Origin of the sequence: Sphingomonas sp. (genome assembly GCF_031372575.1) — a bacterium.
Taxonomy (GTDB): Bacteria; Pseudomonadota; Alphaproteobacteria; order Sphingomonadales; family Sphingomonadaceae; genus Sphingomicrobium.
The window spans coordinates 11644-32579 of sequence record NZ_JANMLM010000037.1 but is presented as its reverse complement, the minus strand read 5'-3'; the positions used below and the strand labels follow the sequence as shown (position 1 = coordinate 32579).

The window sequence follows — 20936 nt, the reverse complement described above, 5'->3', positions numbered from 1 at the left end:
GCGGGGTGGGCGTTTTTGTTTGAAGGACGCGTCATGCAAATCTGGGCAGGTCTGGGCAATCCGGGGACGCAATATGCGCTCCACCGCCACAATGTCGGCTTCATGGCGACCGATATCATCGCCGAAGTTTACGGTTTCGCGCCCTGGTCGAAGAAATTCCGCAGCCTGATCGCCGAGGGCCGGATCGGCCGTGAGCGGGTGCTGCTGATGAAGCCGCAAACCTTCATGAACGACAGCGGCGACGCGATTCAGCAGGCGCTCAATTTCTTCAAGCAGGACATAAGCTCGCTGACGGTTTTCCACGACGAACTCGATCTGGCACCAATGAAGGTCAAGGTCCGCACCGGCGGCGGGCTTGCCGGGCACAATGGCCTGCGCTCGATCGACGCCACCTTCGGCCCCGAATTTCGCCGCGTCCGGATCGGGATTGGCCATCCCGGCGACAAGGCCAAGGTCACCAATTACGTGCTCGGCAATTACGCCAAGAGCGAAATGGACGCGCTGTCCGATTTGCTCGGTGCCATCGCCGCCGAGGCCGAGTGGCTCGCGGCCGGCGATGACGCCCGATTCATGAGCGATGTCGCATTGCGGCAGCAGCACGACTGAAACCATGCGGCGCGTACTGGTCATCGGGCCGTGCGGCTCCGGCAAATCGACCTTGGCGACGATGCTCGCACGGCGGCTTGGCCTGCCGCTGTTTCATATCGACCAGCTCAATTGGAAGTCGGGCTGGGTCGAGAGCACGAAGGATGAGCTGCGCGAAAAATTGCGCGCCATCGCCGTCACCGACCGCTGGCTGATCGACGGCAATTACGGCGGCACGCTCGACGAGCGCCTGCCGCGCGCCGACACCATCGTCTATCTCGACTTCCCGATATGGCTTTGCCTGTGGCGACTGGGGCGGCGGATCGCTACCCACCGCGGTCGGTCGCGCCCCGACATGCCCGACGGCTGCCCCGAGCGGTTCGACGTGTCATTCTTCGTCTATTTGCTGACTTGGAACCTTGGCCCGCGCCCGCGCACAGAGGCCAAGCTCAAGGGCCACGAGCATAAGATCATCCGACTCCCCAATCCGAAAGCGCTTGCCGCATGGCTCAAGAGAGTGGAATCGAGCAGATCATGACCTCTCGCAATCTCTTCGTCACGCAACTTTACCAGGCCGAGATCGCCGATCCGACATTGCTCGACGAACTTGCTCATTCGATTCGCACCTTGAGCATCGATGACCGCGCGGGCGTCGGGTGGAGCCGCGACCATCATTATCCCGGCTACACCAGCTACGCCTCGCTCGACGATCTCCCACGCCGCGATCCGGTGATCGGCGATCTGGCGAAACTGCTCGGCAAACACGCCGCCGCCTTCGCGGCCGACTGCGCCTTCGATCTTGGTCGCAAACCCAAACTCGACAGCTTGTGGGTCAATTTGCTCAAGGGCGGCGGCCATCATTCGGCGCACATCCACCCCCATAGCATCATCTCGGGCACCTTTTACGTCGAGGCGCCCGCCAACTCCGGCGCGATCCGGTTCGAGGATCCCCGCCTCGCCATGATGATGGCCGCTCCCCAGCGCCTGCCCGACGCACCCGAACCGCTGCGCGCCTTTGTCACGGTCGACCCCGAACCCGGCATGCTGTTGCTGTGGGAAAGCTTCATCCGCCACGAAGTGTTGCCCGGCAAATCCAAGGGCGAACGACTGAGCATCAGCTTCAATTTCGCCTGAGGGTCAGGCGGCAAGCGCGAGCTGGTTCCGTCCGGCCTGCTTGGCGCGATACAATGCCATGTCGGCGATCTTCAATGCCTGGTCGATTCCGTCAGTGCCCAGTTCGGCTACGCCGCCGCTGACGGTGACGTTGATAGACGAGGTTCCGGCACGGAAAATCGTTGCGCTCAATTCATTACGTAACCGGTCGCAAATCGCCAGTGCCTGAGGAAGCGCGGTGTTGGGGAAGAAAAAGGCGAATTCCTCGCCCCCGATCCGCGCCACCATGTCGCCGTCGCGAATGATCTGCCGCGCCACATCGGCAAAGCCACGCAGGACGATGTCACCCGCCGAATGACCGAAACGATCATTCACCTGCTTGAAATGATCGATGTCGAGCATCGCGACGCACGCGCCGGTTTCACCCGCCTTAAGCCGTCGCTCGACCACCTCGCGATAAGCGAGGCGATTGTTCAGCCCGGTTAACGAGTCCACCAGGGCCGCGTCGCTCAGCCGCCGCTGGACTGCCTTTTGCGCGTGAATGTCGCGCACGATGCTTAAAATACCTTCGGGCCGACCATTATCGTCGATGATCAGCCGGGCGTGGGTTTCATGCCACCGCTGCTCGCCCGAGGCAGTAACCGCAAGATATTCAAATCGATTGGTTTCGCCGCCCATCTCGAGCGACCGGAGATGCGATGCTGTGGCATCGGCCAGATGCTCGGGCGCAATCAGCATTGAACAATTGCCACCGACAAGTTGAGCGGACTCATAGCCAATCTGGCGACAGGACGGGGATGCATAGCGAATGGTGCCATCGATCTTGAGATTGAAGATGATGTCGGAGCAATGCTCGGCGATCATCCGATAGCCGCTTTCGCTTTTGCGCAATTTGGCATGCAGTCGGGCGCGATTCTCAAGGTCGGCGGTGACCGGCAGCAGGGTCAACACGGTTGCGGCGAGATAGAATTGGAAGAATTGCATCTGCTGGCCGAAGGAGGCGTTGATCAACTGCATCGGCCCCTGCCCACTCGCGGTCGACAGGCCGCCGACCATCGCCAGCATCGCGATCGAAATCGCCACGCCGGCGCGTCCGACACGAAAGGCGATCAGGATTATCGGCAGAATCGGAATGAAGAGCAGCGGGTAACTTTGCTGGCCAAAAACATAGGTGCTGACGACGATGGCAAGCATCAGCAAGGCAACGGTTTCCGCAATGTTGCGCCGGCGAAGCTCGTCAAGCATCGCCTTGCGATTGGTCCGCGTGAGCAGCAAGGCAATCGGCGTAAAGGTCACGCCGCCAAGCGCATGCCCGAGTACGAAGGTCATGAACGTCCGCCCGATCGGCAGCCCGATCGACGACGCCGCGACCGCCGCCAGCAAGCCCGCCACGAACGGCCCCGCAATCCCGACCGATGCTACGAAGTGCATTAGCCAGGACAAGGACCCGAGCGGACGTCGCGGATCGGCAAATTTTCGAAACAGCCAGGCCGCAAGGACCGCCTCGATCACGTTAGCCGCCGCAAACGGGAGCGCCATCACCCAACCAAGCCCGAAACATCCCGTCACGATCATGCTGGCGATGACGCAGGGAATGATCGACCACAGCCATGCGCGCCGGGGTCGCATCATCAAGTCGGCGGTTAGGATAGATGTCGCCAACCACAGATAGGCCACGCCGCCATCGAACCGGGTCAACAGGACAGCAGCAACCGCAGCTACAAAATAGCAGCAGCCGAGCAATGCTGGCGGAAGGAAACGCGAGATTGTCATCGCGAGCAACATTCACCCGCCGACCGTTAGGGCGAGCTTGCGACAAAGTCCGTTTCGGATTGGATTAATCGGGCGGTGGACATCCCAGGCCAAGGCATCGATTTCAATAATCGGGCAGCGGCTTCGACAGCATCGCCGTAATAGCCCGGTCGAACTTGAGCGTGCCCTCGACGACCATCAATCCCGCCACCAGTGCCACGATCCGCATGTGATCACTCCCATCAGGGCTGGCCAGAAGGCGCGCACGACACTATCGCGCTGGCAACTCCCTCCCCTTCGCGGAAACATCACGTCATGGGCTTCAAATGCGGTATCGTCGGCCTGCCAAATGTCGGCAAGTCGACCCTGTTCAACGCGCTGACCGAAACGCAGGCGGCGCAGGCGGCCAATTATCCGTTCTGCACGATCGAACCCAACGTTGGCCAGGTGTCGGTTCCCGATGCCCGGCTCGACACGCTCGCCAAAATCGCCGGATCGGCCAAGATCATCCCGACCCAGCTGGCATTTGTGGACATTGCCGGGCTGGTGAAGGGCGCGTCGCAGGGCGAAGGGCTGGGCAACCAGTTCCTCGGCAACATCCGCGAAGTTGACGCGATCGTCCACGTCCTGCGCTGTTTCGAGAATGACGACATCCAGCACGTCGCCAACAAGGTCGATCCGATCGCAGACGCCGAAGTGGTCGAGACCGAATTACTGCTCAGCGACCTCGAAAGCCTCGAGAAGCGCGTCCCAGCGCTCGCCAAGAAAGGCACGCAGGGCGACAAGGAAGCGAAGATCGCCGCTTCGGTCCTTGGCCAGGCACTCGACCTGCTGCGTGAGGGCAAGCCCGCGCGGCTCACGGTCCCCAAAGACGAGGAGGAGGAACGGCTGTTCGCGCAGGCCCAGCTGATCACCGCCAAGCCGGTGCTCTACGTCTGCAACGTCAACGAGGATGACGCAGCGGGCGGCAATGCGTTATCCGAAGCGGTGTTCGCCAAGGCCAAAGCCGAGGGAGCCAATGCCGTTGTCGTCTCGGCCGCGATCGAGAGCGATCTCGTCGAAATGGACATGGGCGAGCGCCTCGCCTTCCTCGAGGAAATGGGCTTACACGAAACTGGCCTCGCCCGCGTCATCCGCTCGGGTTACGATCTCCTCCATCTGATCACTTTCTTCACCGTCGGTCCCAAGGAAGCCCGCGCGTGGACGGTCGAAAAAGGCTCGAAAGCCCCGCAGGCGGCGGGCGCGATCCACAGCGATTTCGAACGCGGCTTCATCCGCGGCGAGACCATCGCATACGACGATTATGTCGCGCTGAATGGTGAAAGCGGCGCGCGCGATGCGGGCAAGTTGCGCCAGGAAGGCAAGGAATATGTCGTCAAGGACGGCGACGTGCTCCACTTCAAGTTCAACGTTTGACCCGCGTATGACCGCCCGCCCGACGAGCGATCAGGTCAATTTCGCGAAGGTGCTTGCGGCTGCGTCGCGCGATCCCGAATTGCTTCGTGCCGGCACGGCGCTTGCGACCAATGATTTGCCGGTCGCCGAAAGCCTGCTGCGCCCCTACCTCAAGCGCGACCCGACCAATGTCGCCGCGATCCGCATGATGGCCGAGCTTGCGGCGCGAATTGGACGGCTGGTCGATTCCGAAAACCTTCTCCGCCGCGCGCTGGAGCTAGCCCCGGCGTTCTCCGCCGCGCGCGCCAATCTCGCCAATGTCCTCTACAAACAGAATCGCGCGGCCGAGGCGATTGCCGAGCTTGAAACGATCGAGCGTGAGGGCGCGGCGCATCTCGGCCACACCAGCCTCAAGGCCGCCGCCCTGGGCCGGATCGGCGGGCATGATGAAGCATTGGCGCTCTACCGAACGATCCTCGACCAGCGCCCCGACGAGCCCAAATTGTGGATGAGCTACGGCCACATTCTCAAGACCGTTGGCCAGCTCGACGACAGCGTCGCCGCCTACCGCCGCGCGATCGCCATCCAGCCAAGCCTCGGCGAAGTGTGGTGGAGCCTCGCCAATTTGAAGACGATCCGCTTTGACGACGGCGATATTGCCGCGATGGAGGGCGCGCTCGCTTTGCCTGACCTCGATATCGACGACCGCTTCCACCTTAACTTCGCGCTCGGCAAGGCGCTCGAAGATCGCAAGAGATTCGACGCCAGCTTCGCGCATTACGCTACCGGCAATGCGCTTCGCCGCGCCGAGATTGGCTATGATCCGGCGACGATCCGCGATCATGTCGACCGCTCAATCGCCTTGTTCACACCCGGTTTCTTCGCCGCGCGCGCCGACCAGGGCAGCCCCTCCTCTGCGCCAATCTTCATCCTCGGCATGCCGCGTGTGGGGTCGACCCTGATCGAGCAGATCCTCGCCAGCCACCCGGCGATCGAGGGAACCGGCGAATTGCCCGACATCCCGCTTATGGCGCGGCGGCTGGGCGGCAAGTCGCGCGAATATCCTGATTGCCTCGCCGACCTTGACCCGGCCGAGCCGCGCGCGTTGGGCGAGGAATATCTCGACTGCGCGCAGGTTCAGCGGATCACCGATCGCCCGCAGTTCATCGACAAATTGCCCAACAATTGGGCGCATGTCGGGCTGATCCGGCTGATCCTGCCCAATGCAAAGATCATCGATGCCCGTCGACATCCGCTCGCGTGCGGTTTTTCCAACTTCAAACAGCATTACGCCCGCGGCCAGAATTTCGCTTACGACCTTGCCGACATCGGCCATTATTATGGCGACTATGTTCGCTTGATGCGCCACGTCGACGCCGTCCAGCCCGGCCTTGTCCACCGCGTGATTCACGAGGATCTGGTCGACGATCCCGACCATGAGGTCCGCCGCATGCTCGATTTTCTCGACCTTCCGTTCGACCCCGCGTGCCTCGCCTTTCACGAGAATAAGCGCGCGGTTCGAACCCCCAGTTCGCAGCAGGTGCGCCGCCCGATCAGCCGCGACGGGCTTGAACAATATCGCGCGTTCGACGCCTGGCTTGACCCGCTGAACCACGCACTTGGTGCTTTCGGGGAACAGTGGCGCGATTAATGACCAGCCGGACATGCTGTGAGCCTGAATTGAGTTGACCCTGTAACGAACCCGCAACATTCTTCACGGTGGGCAACAGGGGTCGACACATGCGCAGCACAATCAGTCCGAATTACCGCCACACCGCGATGGCGTTGCTTGCAACCACGATGCTGGTTGCGCCGGCAATGGCGCAGGATGCACCAGCCGCCGCGCCAACGACCCCGCCCGCCACGGCGACTGCGCCTGCCGTCGATGAAGACGCGATCGTCATCACCGCCACCAAGCGCAGCGAGAATCTGCAGGACGTGCCGATCGCGATCACGGCGTTGACCACCAAGACGCTCGACGATCTGCAAGTGAATTCGTTCGATGACTATGCGCGCCTCGTGCCGTCGCTGTCCTACAAATCGTCCGGTCCGGGATCGAGCAACGTCTATTTCCGCGGCGTCGCATCGGGCGAGAATGGCAATCACTCGTCGTCACTGCCGTCGGTCGGCACCTATCTTGATGAACAGCCCATCACCACGATCCAGGGCGCGCTCGACATCCACGTGTTCGATATTGCCCGGGTGGAGGCGCTGGCGGGGCCACAAGGCACGTTGTACGGCGCGTCGAGCCAGGCGGGCACTGTTCGCATCATTACCAACAAGCCCGATTTCAGCGGCCTTTATGGTGCGGTGAACCTGGAAGTGAACAGCGTATCGCACGGCGGGATCGGCTACACCGGCGAAGGCTTCATCAACATTCCGATCGCCACCAACGTCGCCGCCCGCATTGTCGCCTGGAATCGTCATGACGCGGGCTACATCGACAATATTGCCGGCAGCCTGACCTTCCCGAGCTCGGGGATCGTGTTCAACAACGCGCGGTTCGTCGAGAAGGATTATAACGACGTCGACACCTATGGTGCGCGCGCCGCACTGCGCATCGACCTCGACGATAATTGGACGATCACGCCGCAGATCATGGCCCAGCGACAGGTTTCCAACGGCTCGTTTGCCGAGGAATCGGGTCTCAAGCATCTGCAGACGATGCAATTCAATCCCGAGCGGTTTGACGACAAATGGGCCCAGGGATCGCTGACCGTCCAAGGCAAGATCGGCAATTTCGACGTGACCTATGCCGGTGCCTATATGGAGCGCAAGGTGACAGGCGAGTCGGACTATGTCGATTACGCCTATTTTTACGACGCGCTCGCTGGATACGGCAATTATTTCTACGACAATGGCGGCAATCTGGTGAACCCCAACCAGTATATCCAGTCCGACGACAAGTTCACCAAGCAATCGCATGAATTGCGCTTCACCTCGCCGTCGGACAAGCGCCTACGGGTCGTCGGGGGGCTGTTCTACCAGCGTCAAACTCATCACATCGTACAAAATTACATCATCGATAACATCGCTGATTCGATCACTGTTCCAACCACCGAAAGCAACATTTGGCTGACCAACCAGTTTCGCGTCGATCGCGATTATGCGGTGTTCGGGGAAGTCGCATTCGACATCACCCCGAAGCTGACGATCACCGGCGGCGGGCGGTTGTACAAGTTCGACAACACGTTGGTTGGCTTCTTTGGTTTCAGGAGCCCGGGCTATAGCTCGAACCCGATCTACAACTGCTCATTCTTCGGTCCACCGACCGTCGGTGGCCCCTGCAACAATGTTGACAAGCGCACCAAGGGTGACGGGTTCGTCCATCGCCTCAACCTGACCTACAAGCCCAATGACGATTTGCTATTCTATGCCACATGGTCGCGCGGCTTCCGTCCTGGCGGGATCAACCGCCGGGGCAGCTTGCCGCCCTATCAGCCCGATTTCCTCAACAATTACGAAGCCGGCGCAAAGATCAGCTTTGGTCGCGGGTCGCACTTCAATTTCGCGGTTTATCAAGAGGATTGGAAGGCGGTCCAACTGTCGTTCCTTGGCGCCAATGGCCTGACCGAGATTCGCAACGCCGGCGACGCCCGGATCCGCGGTCTCGAAGCCGATTTGTTCCTCAAGCTGGCGCCCGGCCTGACGTGGAGCACCGGTGCCTCGTATAACGATGCCAAGATTCTCGACAATTTCTGCCGCATCGCAACCGGCCCGAGCGACTGCTCCGCGCCGGGCGGCAATGAGCTCTTGGCCCCCGGCGGGACGCAACTGCCGCTGACCGCAAAATTCAAGGGCAACAGCCGGGTCCGCTACGAATGGAATGCGTCGAGCGATCTCAAAGCGCACGTTCAGGCCGTCGCTAGCTACGAAGGCAAACGCCGGCGCGATCTGCGCGTGATTGAAAATGAGATCTACGGCAATATGAAGGCCTATGCCGAAGTCGATTTTTCGGCTGGCCTGGACAAGGGATCGTGGTCGGTCGACCTGTACATGAAGAATGCGTTCGATTCGCGCGGCCAAATCTCGAAGAGCATTCAATGTGCCGAAACCGTGTGCGGCGACCCCGACGGCATAACTTCCATCGGGCCGAAAATTTACACGACGGTGACTCGCCCGCGCACCATCGGGCTGCGGATTGGCCGCAAATTCTAGCGTCGCTTCGTCCGGCCATGCTAGGCGCTCGGTCATGAGTGCCTAGCCCTACCGGAACGCGACCCTTGCAACGAAGGATCATTGCCAACCCCAAGGCCGCGCTTGCGCAGGCGCGGCAGCTACTCGCCTCCGATCCGGCGGCGGCCGAGGCGCAGGCGCGCAACCTGCTGGCGGCAAATCCCGATCATCCCGCAACGCTGCGTGTGCTTGGCGGCGCGCTGCGGCGGCTTGGCAAGCTGGCCGACGCCCGCGTGGCGGAGCATCGCGCGCTTGAAGCGTCGACCCGCAATCCCGGCCATCGCGCCGCTGCCCAGGCGCTTCAATCGGGCGATGCGGCGCGCGCCCATGCGTTGCTCCGCGGCCTGCTTGCCGACGACGATAGCGACGTATTGGCTTTGACGATGCTCGGGCTCCAGGCAGCCAATCTGCGCGAATTTGAAATCGCCGAGCCCTTGCTTCGCCGCGCGGTAGCCGAAGCGCCGGATGAGGTCGCCAGCCGCACCGCGCTTGCCGAATTGTTCAACCAGTCGAAGCGGCCGGCGCTGGCGCTCGCCGAACTCGACTCGCTCGACCCCGAGATCGCCGGAACCGAGCCGGTCCAGTCGCTTCGCGCTGAGGCGCTGAGCGGTCTTGGCCGGCTGGAGGAGGAGCTTGCGATCCTCGAGCGACTTGCTGCTATCAACGCGCCTCATGTGATCCGCTATGGCCTGCGCATCGGCCATGTGCTGCGTGCGCTCGGGCGTGAGGAAGAAGCGATTGCCATGTATCGCGCGATCACCAGCCAGCATCCCGCCGAGGGCACCTCATGGTGGAGCCTCGCCAACCTCAAGACCTTCGCGTTCGATGACGCCGACATTGCGACGATGGAGGCGGGCCTCGCTGTTCCCGCTATGCCGGTGCAGAATTTGATCCGGCTCAATTTCGCGCTCGGCAAGGCCTATGAGGATCGCCGCGAAGCGCAACAGTCGTTCGCTTATTATGCCGAGGGCAACCGCCTTCGCACCACCATTGCCACCTATGATCCGCTGATGATCGGCGAATGGACGGATAGGAATATTGCCTTGTTCACCGCGCCATTCTTCGCCGCCCGCGCTGGCCACGGCGCACCGGCGCGCGATCCGATTTTCATCATTGGCATGCAACGGTCGGGTTCGACATTGGTCGAACAGATATTGGCCAGCCATCCGGCGATTGAGGGCACTGCCGAATTGAACGACATCCCCAATCTGGTACGCCAGCTTGGCGAAACTGCAGCGCGCGCCAACCAAAGGTTCGAGGATTATTTCCCCGCGCTCGACGCCGATCAGCTCTGCCGCCTCGGCGAAACCTATCTCGACACCAGCCGCATCAGCCGGACGACCGACCGCGCCTTGTTCACCGACAAGATGCCCAACAACTGGATGCAAATCGGGTTGATCCACACCATCCTGCCCAACGCCAGGATCATCGATGTCCGCCGCGACCCGATGTCATGCTGCTTTTCCAACTGGAAGCAGCTCTATGCGCGCGGCCTCGACCATTCGAACACGCTGGAGACGATGGGCCGCTATTACGCCGATTACGTACGGCTGATGCGCCATTTCGATGCCGTGACCCCGGGCCTGGTCCACCGCGTCATCTACGATGATCTGGTCGATGATGTCGAAGGCGAAGTGCGCCGCTTGCTCGCCCATCTCGACGTGCCGTTCGACCCCGCATGCCTGTCGTTCCACTCCAATGCCCGCGCGGTGCGCACGATCAGCGCGGGCCAGGTCCGCAAGCCGATTAACCGCGACGGCATCGGCCAGTGGCAGATGTTTGAACAATGGCTCGATCCGCTCAAGCCCGCGCTCGGCGACACGCTCGAAAATTGGCGGACGTGACCCAGCCCACGGCCGACAATAGCGATGGTGCGCGCTGGCTGGCGGTACAGACGCTCTACCAGCAGGATCGGTTCAGCGAGGCACTCGCTCGGCTCGAGTCATTCCCCGCCGCATCGCACGGCGATTTTCAATGGATGGCGCACAAGGCCGACCTGCTCGGCAGGCTGGGCGACCACGAAGGCGAGATTTCGCTGCTCGCGGCGCTGATGGACAGTCACCCGGACGTGACCAGCCTGTGGGTCAGCATGGCCAATGCGCAAAAGATTCTCGGGCGTACCGATCAAGCGGTGGCCACACTTCGTCAGGCGATCACGAAGCAGCCCGGCTATGGCAAGCCGTGGTGGCTGTTGTCCGACTTGAAGAGCTTCAGCTTCAATGACGCCGATATCGCGACGATGACGGAATCGATCGCCAGCGGTGCTGACCAGGACCGCATTCCCCTGCATTTTGCGCTCGCCAAGGCGCTTGAGGATCGCGGCCAGATTGTCCTTGGATTCGACCATTATGCGCACGGCAACCGCCTTCGCGCGGCGACACTCCCGCCGCATGCAGGAATCCTCACCCCCAAAGTCGATCGCTCGATCGCAACTTTCTCCGCCGACTTCATGGCGGCGCGCAAGGGCCAGGGCTCGTCCTCGAACGCGCCGATATTCATTGTCGGCCTGCAGCGTTCGGGCTCGACCCTGATCGAGCAAATTCTCGCCAGTCATCCGTTGATCGAGGGCATTTCGGAGCTGCCACTCATCCCCCATCTCAACCGCGAGATCGCCGTCGATCCGGCCTTGCCCGCCAGCGACCTGTATGATCGGATCGCGCTACTTTCGCCGGCGCAGCTTCGCGCTTTGGGTGACTCCTATATTCATCGCGCCGCGCCCTATCGCCGCACCGACCGACCATTCTTCATCGACAAATTGCCCGGCAACTGGACCAATATCGGGCTTATCCGCCTCATCCTGCCCAATGCCAGAATCATCGATGCGCGCCGCCATCCGCTCGCCACCGGCTTTTCCAACTTCAAGCAGAATTATGGGTCCGGGGCAGCCTTCTCTTACGATCTCGCGACCATCGGCCGATACTATCGCGATTATCTCCGGCTGATCACCCACTTCGAACTGGTTGATCCCGGTGCGATCCACCGAATCGTCAACGAACAATTGATCGACAATTTTGAGCCGCAAGTCCGCGCCCTCCTCGCCTACGTCGGCGTCGAGTTCGATCCCGCCTGCCTCGATTTCCACAATAATCGCCGCGCCGTCGCCACCCCCAGCGCTGAACAAGTCCGCCGCCCGATCAATCGCGACGGGGTCGATCAGTGGCGCGCGGTCGAGCCAATGCTTGCGCCATTGAAGCAAGCATTGGGACCAGCACTCGCCGGGTGGGACCTGCCCCCCGGCCAATATCGCGAAGAGGACCACTGATGCTCTATTGGGAAGACATGGTGGTCGGCAGCAGCCGCGAATTCGGCCATTATGACGTAACCCGCGAAGAGGTGCTCGAGTTCGCGAACAAATTTGACCCGCAGCCGTTCCACCTGAGCGACGACGCCGCAGCGAAAACACATTTCGGCAAGATCGCGGCCTCGGGTTGGCACACCGGGTCGATGAGCATGCGGGTAATCGTCGATGCGCTTGGCAAGGAACCGCAGGCAGGGCTCGGCTCGCCCGGAATCGACGAATTGCGCTGGCTCAAACCCGTTTATCCCGGCGACCGCCTCACTGTGCACGGGATGATCGTCGACAAGACCCCGTCGCGCTCCAAGCCGTCGCTCGGCACCATTCGAACCGAAACGATCGTCACCAACCAGGACGGCGTCGACGTCATGCGCTACACCTCGATCGTTCTGATGCAGCGGCAGCCCGCCTCAGCCTAATCGCCCTCAAATTCCATCAAACTGACCGCGTTTACCCCGTCCGCGACAAGCGCCGCAGTCCCGCCCAGGTCCGGCAGGTCGATGATGAACCGCGCCCCGACCACCAGGCCCCCTGCCCGCCGCACGAGCCGCACCGCTGCCAGCGCCGTCCCGCCGGTCGCGATCAAATCGTCGACCACCAGCACCCGCGCGCCAGGCGCTACGGCATCGATGTGCATCGCCAGCCGGTCGGTGCCATATTCCAGTGCGTAATCTTCGGCGATCGTTTTGCCAGGCAATTTGCCGTCCTTGCGGATCAGCAATAGCCCCGCGCCAAGCTTGACCGCCAGTGCGCCGCCGATGGCAAAGCCCCGCGCCTCGACCGCCGCCACCAAGTCGATTGGCCCAATGACGCTTGCCGCAAGTGCATCGATCGCCCCGGCCAGGCCGACGCGGTCGAGCAATAAAGTCGTAATGTCGCGGAACTCGATCCCTGGCTTGGGAAAGTCGGGGATGGTGCGAACCAGCGCCTTGAGTTGCTCGGCGCTGGCCACGTGCCCGTCCTTAACCGGCGATCCCCGCCTTGGCCTTGGCGCGGTTACGCTTGGCCTTATTGTCGGGATCGAGCGGCCCCTTGGGTGCCACCTTGCGCTTCGCCTCGGCCCAGATGTTCTGATAGCTGAGATAACCGAGCAAGGTCGCGATCATCAGGAAGATCACCACCACCAGCCCCGAACGATGGCGGTTTTCCAGCTTCGGCTCAGCGGTCCACACGAGGAAAGCGGTCACGTCCTTCGCCATCTGGTCGACGGTCGCCTTGGGCGCGCCCTCACCATAGCTGACCTGGCCTTCGCTGGTCAGCGGCGCCGGCATCGCGATGTTCAAATTGGCGAAATACGGATTATAATACAGCCCGGTCGGGGTCTTGGCGGTCGGAAATTCCTTGAGCAGTTCGGCCGGTTGCGCCTCATATCCGGTGAGCAATGAATAGACATAGGCTGCGCCGTTCTCACGCGCTTTGGTCATCAGCGACAAATCGGGCGGGATGGCATTATTATTGGCCGCACGCGCGGCTGTATCGTTCGCATAAGGCGACGGGAAGCGGTCCGACGGGATCGCCTTGCGGGTCGAGGCCTCGCCGGTATCGGGATTGATCGACGGAACCTCGATCTTCCAGAAATTGCCTGATCCGGCATAAGCCTTGATCTGGCCTTCCTTATATCCAATCCCGGCCAGGTCGGCAAAGGCGACGCGGTTCAGACTGTGACAGCCCGCGCAAACCTCGGTGTAAACCTGCAACCCACGCTGCAATTGCGCCCGGTCGAACTTGCCCAGCGGCCCGTTCGATTCGAGGTCGAGCTCCTTGGCTTCGCGGTGAAACTCATGCTCGGCGGTCGGTTCGGGCGGCGCGGCGACATAGTCGCTGACCGTGCCGTAGAGCGAGAGCAACAGGACTCCAACGAAGCCGATGCCGACAATTCGGGCAATCAAACGGATCATTTTCGTCTGTCCTTCTAGTTCGCCGGCGCAGTCTGGCCGAGCGGCGCGGATTCCTGGGCCTCGCCATGCAATGCCGAACTCGAAATCGATGACGGCAGCGGAAGCGTTGCCTCATGTTTGGAGATCAGCGGCAGGATGATCAGGAAGTGCGCAAAATAATAAGCGGTCGCAAACTGGCCGAGCGCGACGTTGATCGGGCTCGGTTCGCCACCACCGACATAAGCGAGGATCACGATGTCGAGCACCAGGATCAGGAAGAAGCGCTTGAACACCGGGCGATAATTGCCCGAGCGGACCGGCGAATTGTCGAGCCACGGCATCAGGAACAACAGCAGGATCGAGCCGAACATCGCCAGCACGCCCCACAATTTCGCACCAAGGATGAAGTCGACGGTGAACGACTTCAGGATTGCGTAGAACGGCCAAAAATACCATTCGGGAACGATGTGCGCGGGGGTCGCGAGCGGGTTGGCCGGGATGTAATTGTCCGGATGGCCAAGTGCGTTGGGCGCGAAGAACAGCATTGCGCAATAAAGCGTCAGTACCAGCCCGGCGAACCAACCGTCCTTCGCGGTGTAGAACGGGTGGAACGGCAAGGTGTCCTTTTCCGACTTCACATCGACCCCGGTCGGGTTGTTCGAGCCCGGGATGTGCAGCGCCCAGATGTGGAGGATGGTCACCCCCGCAATCACGAACGGCAGCAGATAGTGGAGCGAGAAGAAGCGCGTGATCGTCGCCTGGTCGGGGGCATAGCCACCGAGCAACCAGATGCGAATCGGATCGCCGACGATCGGGAAGGCCGAGAAGAAGCCGGTAATGACCTGCGCCCCCCAATAGGACATCTGGCCCCACGGCAGGACGTAGCCCATGAACGCGGTCGCCATCATCAGCAGGTAAATCACCAGCCCGAGCATCCACAGCAGCTCGCGAGGCGCCTTATAAGACCCGAAATACAGGCCGCGGAAGATGTGGATATAGACCACGATGAAGAAGAAGCTGGCGCCGTTGGCGTGGGCGTATCGAAGCATCCAGCCAGCGTTGACGTCGCGCATGATATGCTCGACCGAATTGAATGCGCCGTCGACGCTCGAATAATAATGCATCGCCAGCACGATGCCGGTGACGATCTGCACCACCAGGAACAGCCCGGCGAGAACGCCGAAGTTCCAGAAATAATTGAGATTGCGCGGCACCGGATAGCCACCGCCAATCGCACCATATACGAGGCGCGGGAGCGGCAGGCGGTCGTCGAACCACTGACCGAGGGCGGACATGGGTTGATAGGGCTTGGCCCAGGAAAAGCTCATCTATGGCGTCCCTTAACCGATGGTCACGAGTGTGTCGGATGTGAAAACATACTCCGGCACCTGGAGGTTGAGCGGCGCCGGCCCCTGCCGGATTCGCGCCGCCGTGTCATAGGCCGAGCCGTGGCACGGGCAGAAATAGCCGCCGAACGGCCCCTTATTCTCGCCATCGGCCGTACCCAGCGGAATGCAGCCGAGATGGGTGCAGACGCCCAGGGTGATTAGCCAGTTTTCCTTGCCCGGCTTGGTCCGCTCAGCCAGCGTCTGCGGATCGCGCAACGATTTGATGTCGACCGCATTGGCCAGCTTGATCTCTGCCGGAGTCAGATTGCGGACGAACACCGGCTGCTTGCGCCACACCGTCTTGATCGCCTGGCCAGCGGCGATCTTCGAAATATCGACCTCGCTCGACGCCAGCGCGAGCACGTCGGCCGACGGATTCATCTGGTAAACCAGCGGGAGCACCACCGCCGCCGCACCGACTCCGGCAAAGCTGACAGCAGCAATATTGATGAAATCGCGGCGGCGAACGCCGTCTCCCTCGATGGGACCGCTGTCTGGTTGATTCACCGTGGCCATGCTCACCCTTGGTCGAAATTGACTTCGTGCCGACTGGCACAAGAAATGGGACCGCCGGGCTGTCCCCGAGCGATTGGCGGCCTGATAGCGCCTCGACCGACGGTTGCAAATGGCCAAATTGTCAACATTTGCGGCACCCTTGTGCGGCAGGGGGCTCGCCGACTATCGATCGCCCGATGCGGATCGCTTTATACCAGCCGGAAATTGCCCAGAATGTCGGTGCCGTGCTTCGTCTCGGCGCCTGCTTCGGGGTCGCGGTCGACCTGGTTGAACCAATGGGTTTCGAATGGGATGACCGACGAGTCCGCCGAACCGCGATGGACTATATCGATGCGGTGGACATCGCCCGACATGTCGATTTCGATAGCTTTCACGCCGCCGCGCCCGGCCGGTTGATCCTGCTCTCGACCAAAGGCGCTCAATCGCCGTATGATTTCGCCTTTGGGCCCACAGATACTCTGCTGCTGGGCAAGGAAAGCGCCGGTGTTCCGCCCGAGGTCGCCGCCGCCTGCGACCAGATCGTCCGAATCCCGATCCGCGCCGAAGTGCGCTCGCTCAACCTCGCCACCGCCGCCGCGCTCGCGCTCGGAGAAGCGCTTCGCCAGACCGGAGAATTACCGCGATGACCCCGCTCGACGATCAACAACACGCCGCGCGCGATTGGTTCGAATTGCTTCGAACCCGGATTTGCACGGCGTTCGAGACCATCGAGCGCGAGGCGGGCAGCGACGCCGCCTTCGAATATATCCCGTGGGACCGCACCGAAACCGATGGCTCGCACGGTGGTGGCGGCGTTCGATCGCAAATGAACGGCAAGATTTTCGACAAGGTCGGGGTCAACGTCTCGACCGTCCACGGCAAGTTCAGCCCAGAATTCGCCGCCTCGATCCCCGGCGCCGATGTCGACCCGAGCTTTTTTGCCACGGGGATCAGCTTGGTCGCGCACATGGCCAATCCGCATGTCCCCGCCGTCCACATGAACTGCCGCTTCCTCAACACCACGCGGCGCTGGTTCGGCGGCGGGGCCGATCTCAATCCGGCGATCGCCTATGTTGACGATACCGACGCGTTCCACGCTCGCCTTCGCGCCGCCTGCGCCGCGCACGACCCGACTTTCTATCCACGCTTTTCCAAATGGGCCGAGGAATATTTCTGGCTCCCGCACCGCAATGTCGCGCGCGGTGTCGGCGGCATCTTTTTCGATCGGCTGGAAGATCATTTCGACGCGCATTTCGCCTTCACCCGCGACGTCGGCGAGGCGTTTCTCGATGCCTTCCCGGCACTTGTCCGCAAGCGCATGGACCAGCCGTTCACCGACGAGGATATGGCCAAATTGCTCGAATTCCGCGGCCGTTACGTCGAGTTCAACTTGCTCTACGATCGCGGGACATTGTTCGGGCTGAAAACCGGCGGCAATATCGACGCCATCCTGATGAGCCTGCCGCCGCTGGCACGGTGGGCCTAGGCGTCGGCAATCGCCTGCCGGTAAAGGTTTGCCAGCAGGACATATTGTACCAGGAACACCGCCGCCCCGAGCGCCGCCACGACCAATGCGACCAGGATCCCGCCCAGTGTCGCGCCCTGGCTACTACCCGTCACCAATTGCGCGAGCGATCCGACGACTGCGGTCGCGGCATAATTGACCGCCATTGCACCGATGAACAGCAGCACCATCGTCACGATCAGGCGCCCGCCATTGCCGCGCCCCAGGCCCCAGCCGCGCTTGAGCGCCGCCCACGGCCCGATCGGCTCGGCCGCTGCCGCCGGGATGAACAAGATCATGCGCAGCACCACCAGGCCCAACAGGATCGACATCAGTCCGACCATCGCCATGAACCCCGGCGGAATCGAATTGGGGTTGGTCGGCATGGTCCCGGCCAATCCGGCGATAATCAGCATCACGATCATCACCGGCGTCGCCAGCAGGGCCGCTAACAAAGCTGCCAGCACGACGACGATCGCCCGCTTGAATCCGCTGACGATCGTCGCCCCGACCGGATCCCTCGATCCCAAAGCCATCAGGATCAGCGCCGCCCCGCCGATCAGCTGGACGAACAGCAAGCCATAGGACAGCCACGGCAGCCACGCCGGATAATTGCCGGCCATCATCTCGGCCATCGAAGGCTGCGGTGCGAATACCCGGAACAACAGGGTCGGCAGGAACACCAGCGCCAGCGCCACCGGACTCACCAGCCGTCGCTCGCGGACAATGAAGTCTTTGGTCTCGTCCCACGCCTTGCTTACTGAAACCCTTGCCACAGTGAAATTCCCCCCTGATTTTCGCCACCCTAGCCGCCACTTTGCGATGTGCAAACGGCCTTGTGTTCGCCCCTCTCCGCCGCCATGCCGACGCGATGATCGACGGCGTCGAATGGAGGGTCAGTCCCGGCCTGACCGAATATCGGGCAGCGCTTGCCACGATGGAGGAGCGCGCCGCCGCGATCCGCGCCGGGACGGCGAGCGAACTCGTCTGGCTGGTCGAGCATCCCCCGCTCTTTACCGCCGGGACCAGCGCCGACCCCGCCGAATTGTTCAATCCGCTTGGGTTCGACGTATTCGAAGCGGGTCGTGGCGGTCGCTACACCTATCACGGCCCCGGCCAGCGGGTTGGTTACATCATGCTCGATCTGGACAAGCGCGGACGCGATCTTCGCCGCTTCGTCCACTCGCTCGAAGGGCTGATGATTGACGCGCTCGCAAGACTCGGGGTCGAGGCACGGCGCGAGCCCGGCCGCATCGGCATCTGGACCGGGCGTGGCACGGAAGAGGCCAAGATCGGCGCGATCGGCGTGCGCGTCAAACGCTGGGTCACGCTCCACGGCTTCTCGATCAACGTTGCGCCTGACCTCACGCATTTCTCGGGCATCGTCCCGTGCGGCATCGCGGACTATGGCGTCACCAGCCTGAACGCCCTTGGTAAAGGCGCGGACATGGCCGATCTGGACGCCTCAATCCACTCCGCTTTTCCCGATTTTCTGGGAAATTTAAGTCGAATCACGAATGACCCTTGAGGCTTTGGCCTCCAGCGACTATTGTCGCCACGATTTGGAAAGTGGGGCAAACCTGCTCCAGGTCGTAAAAAAATCAAGGGAGTTTTGAATGCGTGCTCTTATCCTGGTCGCTGGTGCGGCCCTGGCGGTTGCTGCTTGCAGCAAGAATGATGCTGCCGAGAATACCATGAACGTCGATGAGACCATGAACGCCGAGAACGTTGTCACCAACGACACGACTGCTGTCGATGGAACGATGAACGCCGACGCGAACATGGCGACTGACGCCAACATGACCATGAATGGCGACATGAACATGTCGAACAACATGATGACCAACAACGCGATGTAATTGACTGGCGCCCCCATTCGGGGGCGTTGTCATTTATACCGAAATCGGGGCTGGCGGAGCGATCCGCCAGCCCCTTTTGGTTGCGCTCAGGCCAAGCCGACGATCTTGTGCGCCTGCAGCGATAGCCGCCACCGCGGACGCTCCATCGCCAGCGCAATCGCCGCCGCCCGCGCTGCCTCGCCATCAACACAGTCCATTGGCTGGACCAGCCAATGGTCGAACGCCCACTGCTCCAGCGCCGCCGGATCGATCCCAGCCTGTGGCCAAACCAGCTTCAACTCGTTGCCCGACCGCTGCACCACTTCGCTGCCCGCCTTGGGGCTGATGCACAGCCAGTCGATCCCCGGCACAGCTGCAATCGTCCCGTTGCTTTCGACCGCAATCCGGAAATATTGCGCGTGGAGCGCATCGACCAGCGGCGAATCGAGCTGGAGCATCGGCTCTCCGCCGGTGATCACCACCAGCCGTTGATCGCCTCCCTCGCCCCACAGCGCCGCGACATGGCCCGCAAGCTGATCAGCATCGGCAAACTTGCCCCCGCCTATCCCGTCGGTCCCGACAAAATCGGTATCGCAGAAGTTGCACACTGCTGCCGCCCGATCCGCCTCGCGCCCGGACCACAGATTGCACCCGGCAAAGCGCAGGAACACCGCCCGGCTGCCAGTCTGCACCCCTTCGCCCTGCAGCGTCAGGAACGCTTCCTTGACCGCGTAGGTCATTGATACCGCGTCGGGTCGAGCAGGCCGGCATCGGCAAAGCCCTTGGCGCGCAAGCGGCAGGCATCGCACAATCCGCACGCGCCGCCGTCCGGTGCCGGGTCGTAGCAGCTATGGCTAATCCCCGCGTCGAGCCCGAGCCGCACCGCCTCCCGCGCAATATCCGCTTTGGTCATGTGCTGCAGCGGGGCGTGAATGGTGAATGGCACGCCCTCGACCCCGGCCTTGGTGCCCAGATTGGCAAGCGCTTCGAACGCGGCGATGAAATCGGGGCGGCAATCGGGATAGCCCGAATAATCGAGCGCATTGACCCCGACGAACAAGTCGCTCGACCCGCTCGCCTCCGCACACGCCAGTGCCAGGCTGAGGAACACCGTGTTGCGCGCGGGGACGTAGGTCGAGGGAATCCCCTCTTCCACGCCGCCCTTCGGCACCGGCGCTGCGCTGGTCAGCGATGATCCCCCGAACGCCGTCAGGTCGATCGGCAGGACAATGTGCCGGTCAGCCAGCATCGCCGCGATCGTCCTGGCCGCCTCAAGCTCGACCCGGTGGCGCTGCTGATAGTCGATCGTCAGCGCAATCACCTGGTAACCCGCCTCGCGCGCCAAGCCTGCGCAGACCATCGAATCGAGCCCGCCCGACAATAGCACCACGGCCGTTTTGGAATATCCGTCTTTCATCGACGCGATCTAGGGCGCGTGTCCGCAAAAAAGAAGGGCCGCCGAAGCGGCCCCAGTTCGAGCGATCAAGCTCGTAAGGAGGAAAGCGCACCCTCATCGAG

Annotated in this window: 21 protein-coding genes; 13 read left to right on the top strand and 8 right to left on the bottom strand. The window is 62.0% G+C overall.

Features of this window, described 5'->3' with window-relative positions:
* Nucleotides 1–33 precede the first annotated feature (33 nt).
* The 3 genes from pth to RMN73_RS02770 are packed head-to-tail and all read left to right on the top strand — an operon-like array spanning nt 34 to nt 1719.
* Nucleotides 34–606, top strand: a complete 573-nt coding sequence (pth, locus tag RMN73_RS02780; protein ID WP_309601793.1) for an aminoacyl-tRNA hydrolase — start codon at nt 34–36, stop codon at nt 604–606.
* A 4-nt stretch (nt 607–610) separates the two neighbouring features.
* A complete protein-coding gene (locus RMN73_RS02775; protein WP_309601792.1) occupies nt 611–1123 on the top strand; it encodes an AAA family ATPase in 513 nt (170 codons plus the stop codon).
* The gene (locus RMN73_RS02770) at nt 1120–1719 is read left to right on the top strand and encodes a TIGR02466 family protein (protein ID WP_309601791.1); all 600 of its coding nucleotides are present in this window, start codon (nt 1120–1122) and stop codon (nt 1717–1719) included. The genes RMN73_RS02775 and RMN73_RS02770 overlap by 4 nt, the downstream gene beginning before the upstream one ends.
* Nucleotides 1720–1722: 3 nt before the next feature.
* Here the strand turns inward: RMN73_RS02770 and RMN73_RS02765 are convergent, their stop codons facing one another.
* The gene (locus RMN73_RS02765) at nt 1723–3471 is read right to left on the bottom strand and encodes a diguanylate cyclase (protein ID WP_309601790.1); all 1749 of its coding nucleotides are present in this window, start codon (nt 3469–3471) and stop codon (nt 1723–1725) included.
* 294 nt (nt 3472–3765) lie between these two features.
* Here RMN73_RS02765 and ychF point away from each other — a divergent pair, with 294 nt between their 5' ends.
* From ychF to RMN73_RS02735, 6 genes are all read left to right on the top strand, one after another.
* The gene (ychF, locus tag RMN73_RS02760) at nt 3766–4866 is read left to right on the top strand and encodes a redox-regulated ATPase YchF (protein WP_309601789.1); all 1101 of its coding nucleotides are present in this window, start codon (nt 3766–3768) and stop codon (nt 4864–4866) included.
* Nucleotides 4867–4873: 7 nt separating this feature from the next.
* Entirely contained in the window at nt 4874–6496 is a 1623-nt protein-coding gene (locus RMN73_RS02755; RefSeq protein WP_309601788.1) for a sulfotransferase, read from the top strand.
* Between the two features lie 89 nt (nt 6497–6585).
* Nucleotides 6586–9003 (top strand): TonB-dependent receptor domain-containing protein, encoded by a 2418-nt coding sequence (locus RMN73_RS02750; RefSeq protein ID WP_309601787.1) that lies wholly within the window; start codon nt 6586–6588, stop codon nt 9001–9003.
* 65 nt (nt 9004–9068) lie between these two features.
* Entirely contained in the window at nt 9069–10865 is a 1797-nt protein-coding gene (locus RMN73_RS02745) for a sulfotransferase (protein ID WP_309601786.1), read from the top strand.
* Nucleotides 10862–12283, top strand: coding sequence for a sulfotransferase (locus RMN73_RS02740; RefSeq protein ID WP_309601785.1), 1422 nt, complete (start codon nt 10862–10864; stop codon nt 12281–12283). Before RMN73_RS02745 ends, RMN73_RS02740 begins: the two co-directional genes overlap by 4 nt.
* Complete coding sequence (locus RMN73_RS02735; protein WP_309601784.1) at nt 12283–12735, top strand: MaoC family dehydratase; 453 nt, start codon at nt 12283–12285, stop codon at nt 12733–12735. The genes RMN73_RS02740 and RMN73_RS02735 overlap by 1 nt, the downstream gene beginning before the upstream one ends.
* Here the strand turns inward: RMN73_RS02735 and RMN73_RS02730 are convergent.
* The 4 genes from RMN73_RS02730 to petA are packed head-to-tail and all read right to left on the bottom strand — an operon-like array spanning nt 12732 to nt 16097.
* Nucleotides 12732–13268: an adenine phosphoribosyltransferase gene (locus RMN73_RS02730; protein WP_309601783.1), complete on the bottom strand. Its 537-nt coding sequence runs from the start codon at nt 13266–13268 to the stop codon at nt 12732–12734. The genes RMN73_RS02735 and RMN73_RS02730 overlap by 4 nt on opposite strands.
* Before the next feature lie 10 nt (nt 13269–13278).
* A complete protein-coding gene (locus RMN73_RS02725) occupies nt 13279–14214 on the bottom strand; it encodes a cytochrome c1 (protein ID WP_309601782.1) in 936 nt (311 codons plus the stop codon).
* A gap of 14 nt (nt 14215–14228) precedes the next feature.
* Nucleotides 14229–15521 (bottom strand): cytochrome b/b6, encoded by a 1293-nt coding sequence (locus RMN73_RS02720; protein WP_309601781.1) that lies wholly within the window; start codon nt 15519–15521, stop codon nt 14229–14231.
* Nucleotides 15522–15533: 12 nt separating this feature from the next.
* A complete protein-coding gene (gene petA / locus RMN73_RS02715) occupies nt 15534–16097 on the bottom strand; it encodes a ubiquinol-cytochrome c reductase iron-sulfur subunit (protein ID WP_309601780.1) in 564 nt (187 codons plus the stop codon).
* A gap of 176 nt (nt 16098–16273) precedes the next feature.
* Between petA and RMN73_RS02710 the strand changes: the two genes are divergently transcribed.
* Together RMN73_RS02710 and hemF are read left to right on the top strand one after the other, a co-directional pair.
* The gene (locus tag RMN73_RS02710; RefSeq protein ID WP_309601779.1) at nt 16274–16723 is read left to right on the top strand and encodes a TrmH family RNA methyltransferase; all 450 of its coding nucleotides are present in this window, start codon (nt 16274–16276) and stop codon (nt 16721–16723) included.
* Complete coding sequence (hemF, locus tag RMN73_RS02705) at nt 16720–17562, top strand: oxygen-dependent coproporphyrinogen oxidase (RefSeq protein ID WP_309601778.1); 843 nt, start codon at nt 16720–16722, stop codon at nt 17560–17562. Before RMN73_RS02710 ends, hemF begins: the two co-directional genes overlap by 4 nt.
* On the opposite strand, the gene RMN73_RS02700 is transcribed toward hemF, so the two are convergent.
* A complete protein-coding gene (locus tag RMN73_RS02700) occupies nt 17559–18356 on the bottom strand; it encodes a hypothetical protein (RefSeq protein ID WP_309601777.1) in 798 nt (265 codons plus the stop codon). The genes hemF and RMN73_RS02700 overlap by 4 nt on opposite strands.
* 95 nt (nt 18357–18451) lie before the next feature.
* Between RMN73_RS02700 and lipB the strand changes: the two genes are divergently transcribed.
* Together lipB and RMN73_RS02690 are read left to right on the top strand one after the other, a co-directional pair.
* Complete coding sequence (gene lipB / locus RMN73_RS02695; protein WP_309601851.1) at nt 18452–19108, top strand: lipoyl(octanoyl) transferase LipB; 657 nt, start codon at nt 18452–18454, stop codon at nt 19106–19108.
* A gap of 88 nt (nt 19109–19196) precedes the next feature.
* Nucleotides 19197–19439: a hypothetical protein gene (locus tag RMN73_RS02690; protein WP_309601776.1), complete on the top strand. Its 243-nt coding sequence runs from the start codon at nt 19197–19199 to the stop codon at nt 19437–19439.
* Nucleotides 19440–19525: 86 nt separating this feature from the next.
* On the opposite strand, the gene queE is transcribed toward RMN73_RS02690, so the two are convergent.
* Together queE and queC are read right to left on the bottom strand one after the other, a co-directional pair.
* Nucleotides 19526–20158 (bottom strand): 7-carboxy-7-deazaguanine synthase, encoded by a 633-nt coding sequence (gene queE, locus RMN73_RS02685; protein ID WP_309601775.1) that lies wholly within the window; start codon nt 20156–20158, stop codon nt 19526–19528.
* Complete coding sequence (queC, locus tag RMN73_RS02680) at nt 20155–20835, bottom strand: 7-cyano-7-deazaguanine synthase QueC (RefSeq protein WP_309601774.1); 681 nt, start codon at nt 20833–20835, stop codon at nt 20155–20157. Before queC ends, queE begins: the two co-directional genes overlap by 4 nt.
* Nucleotides 20836–20936: the final 101 nt, after the last annotated feature.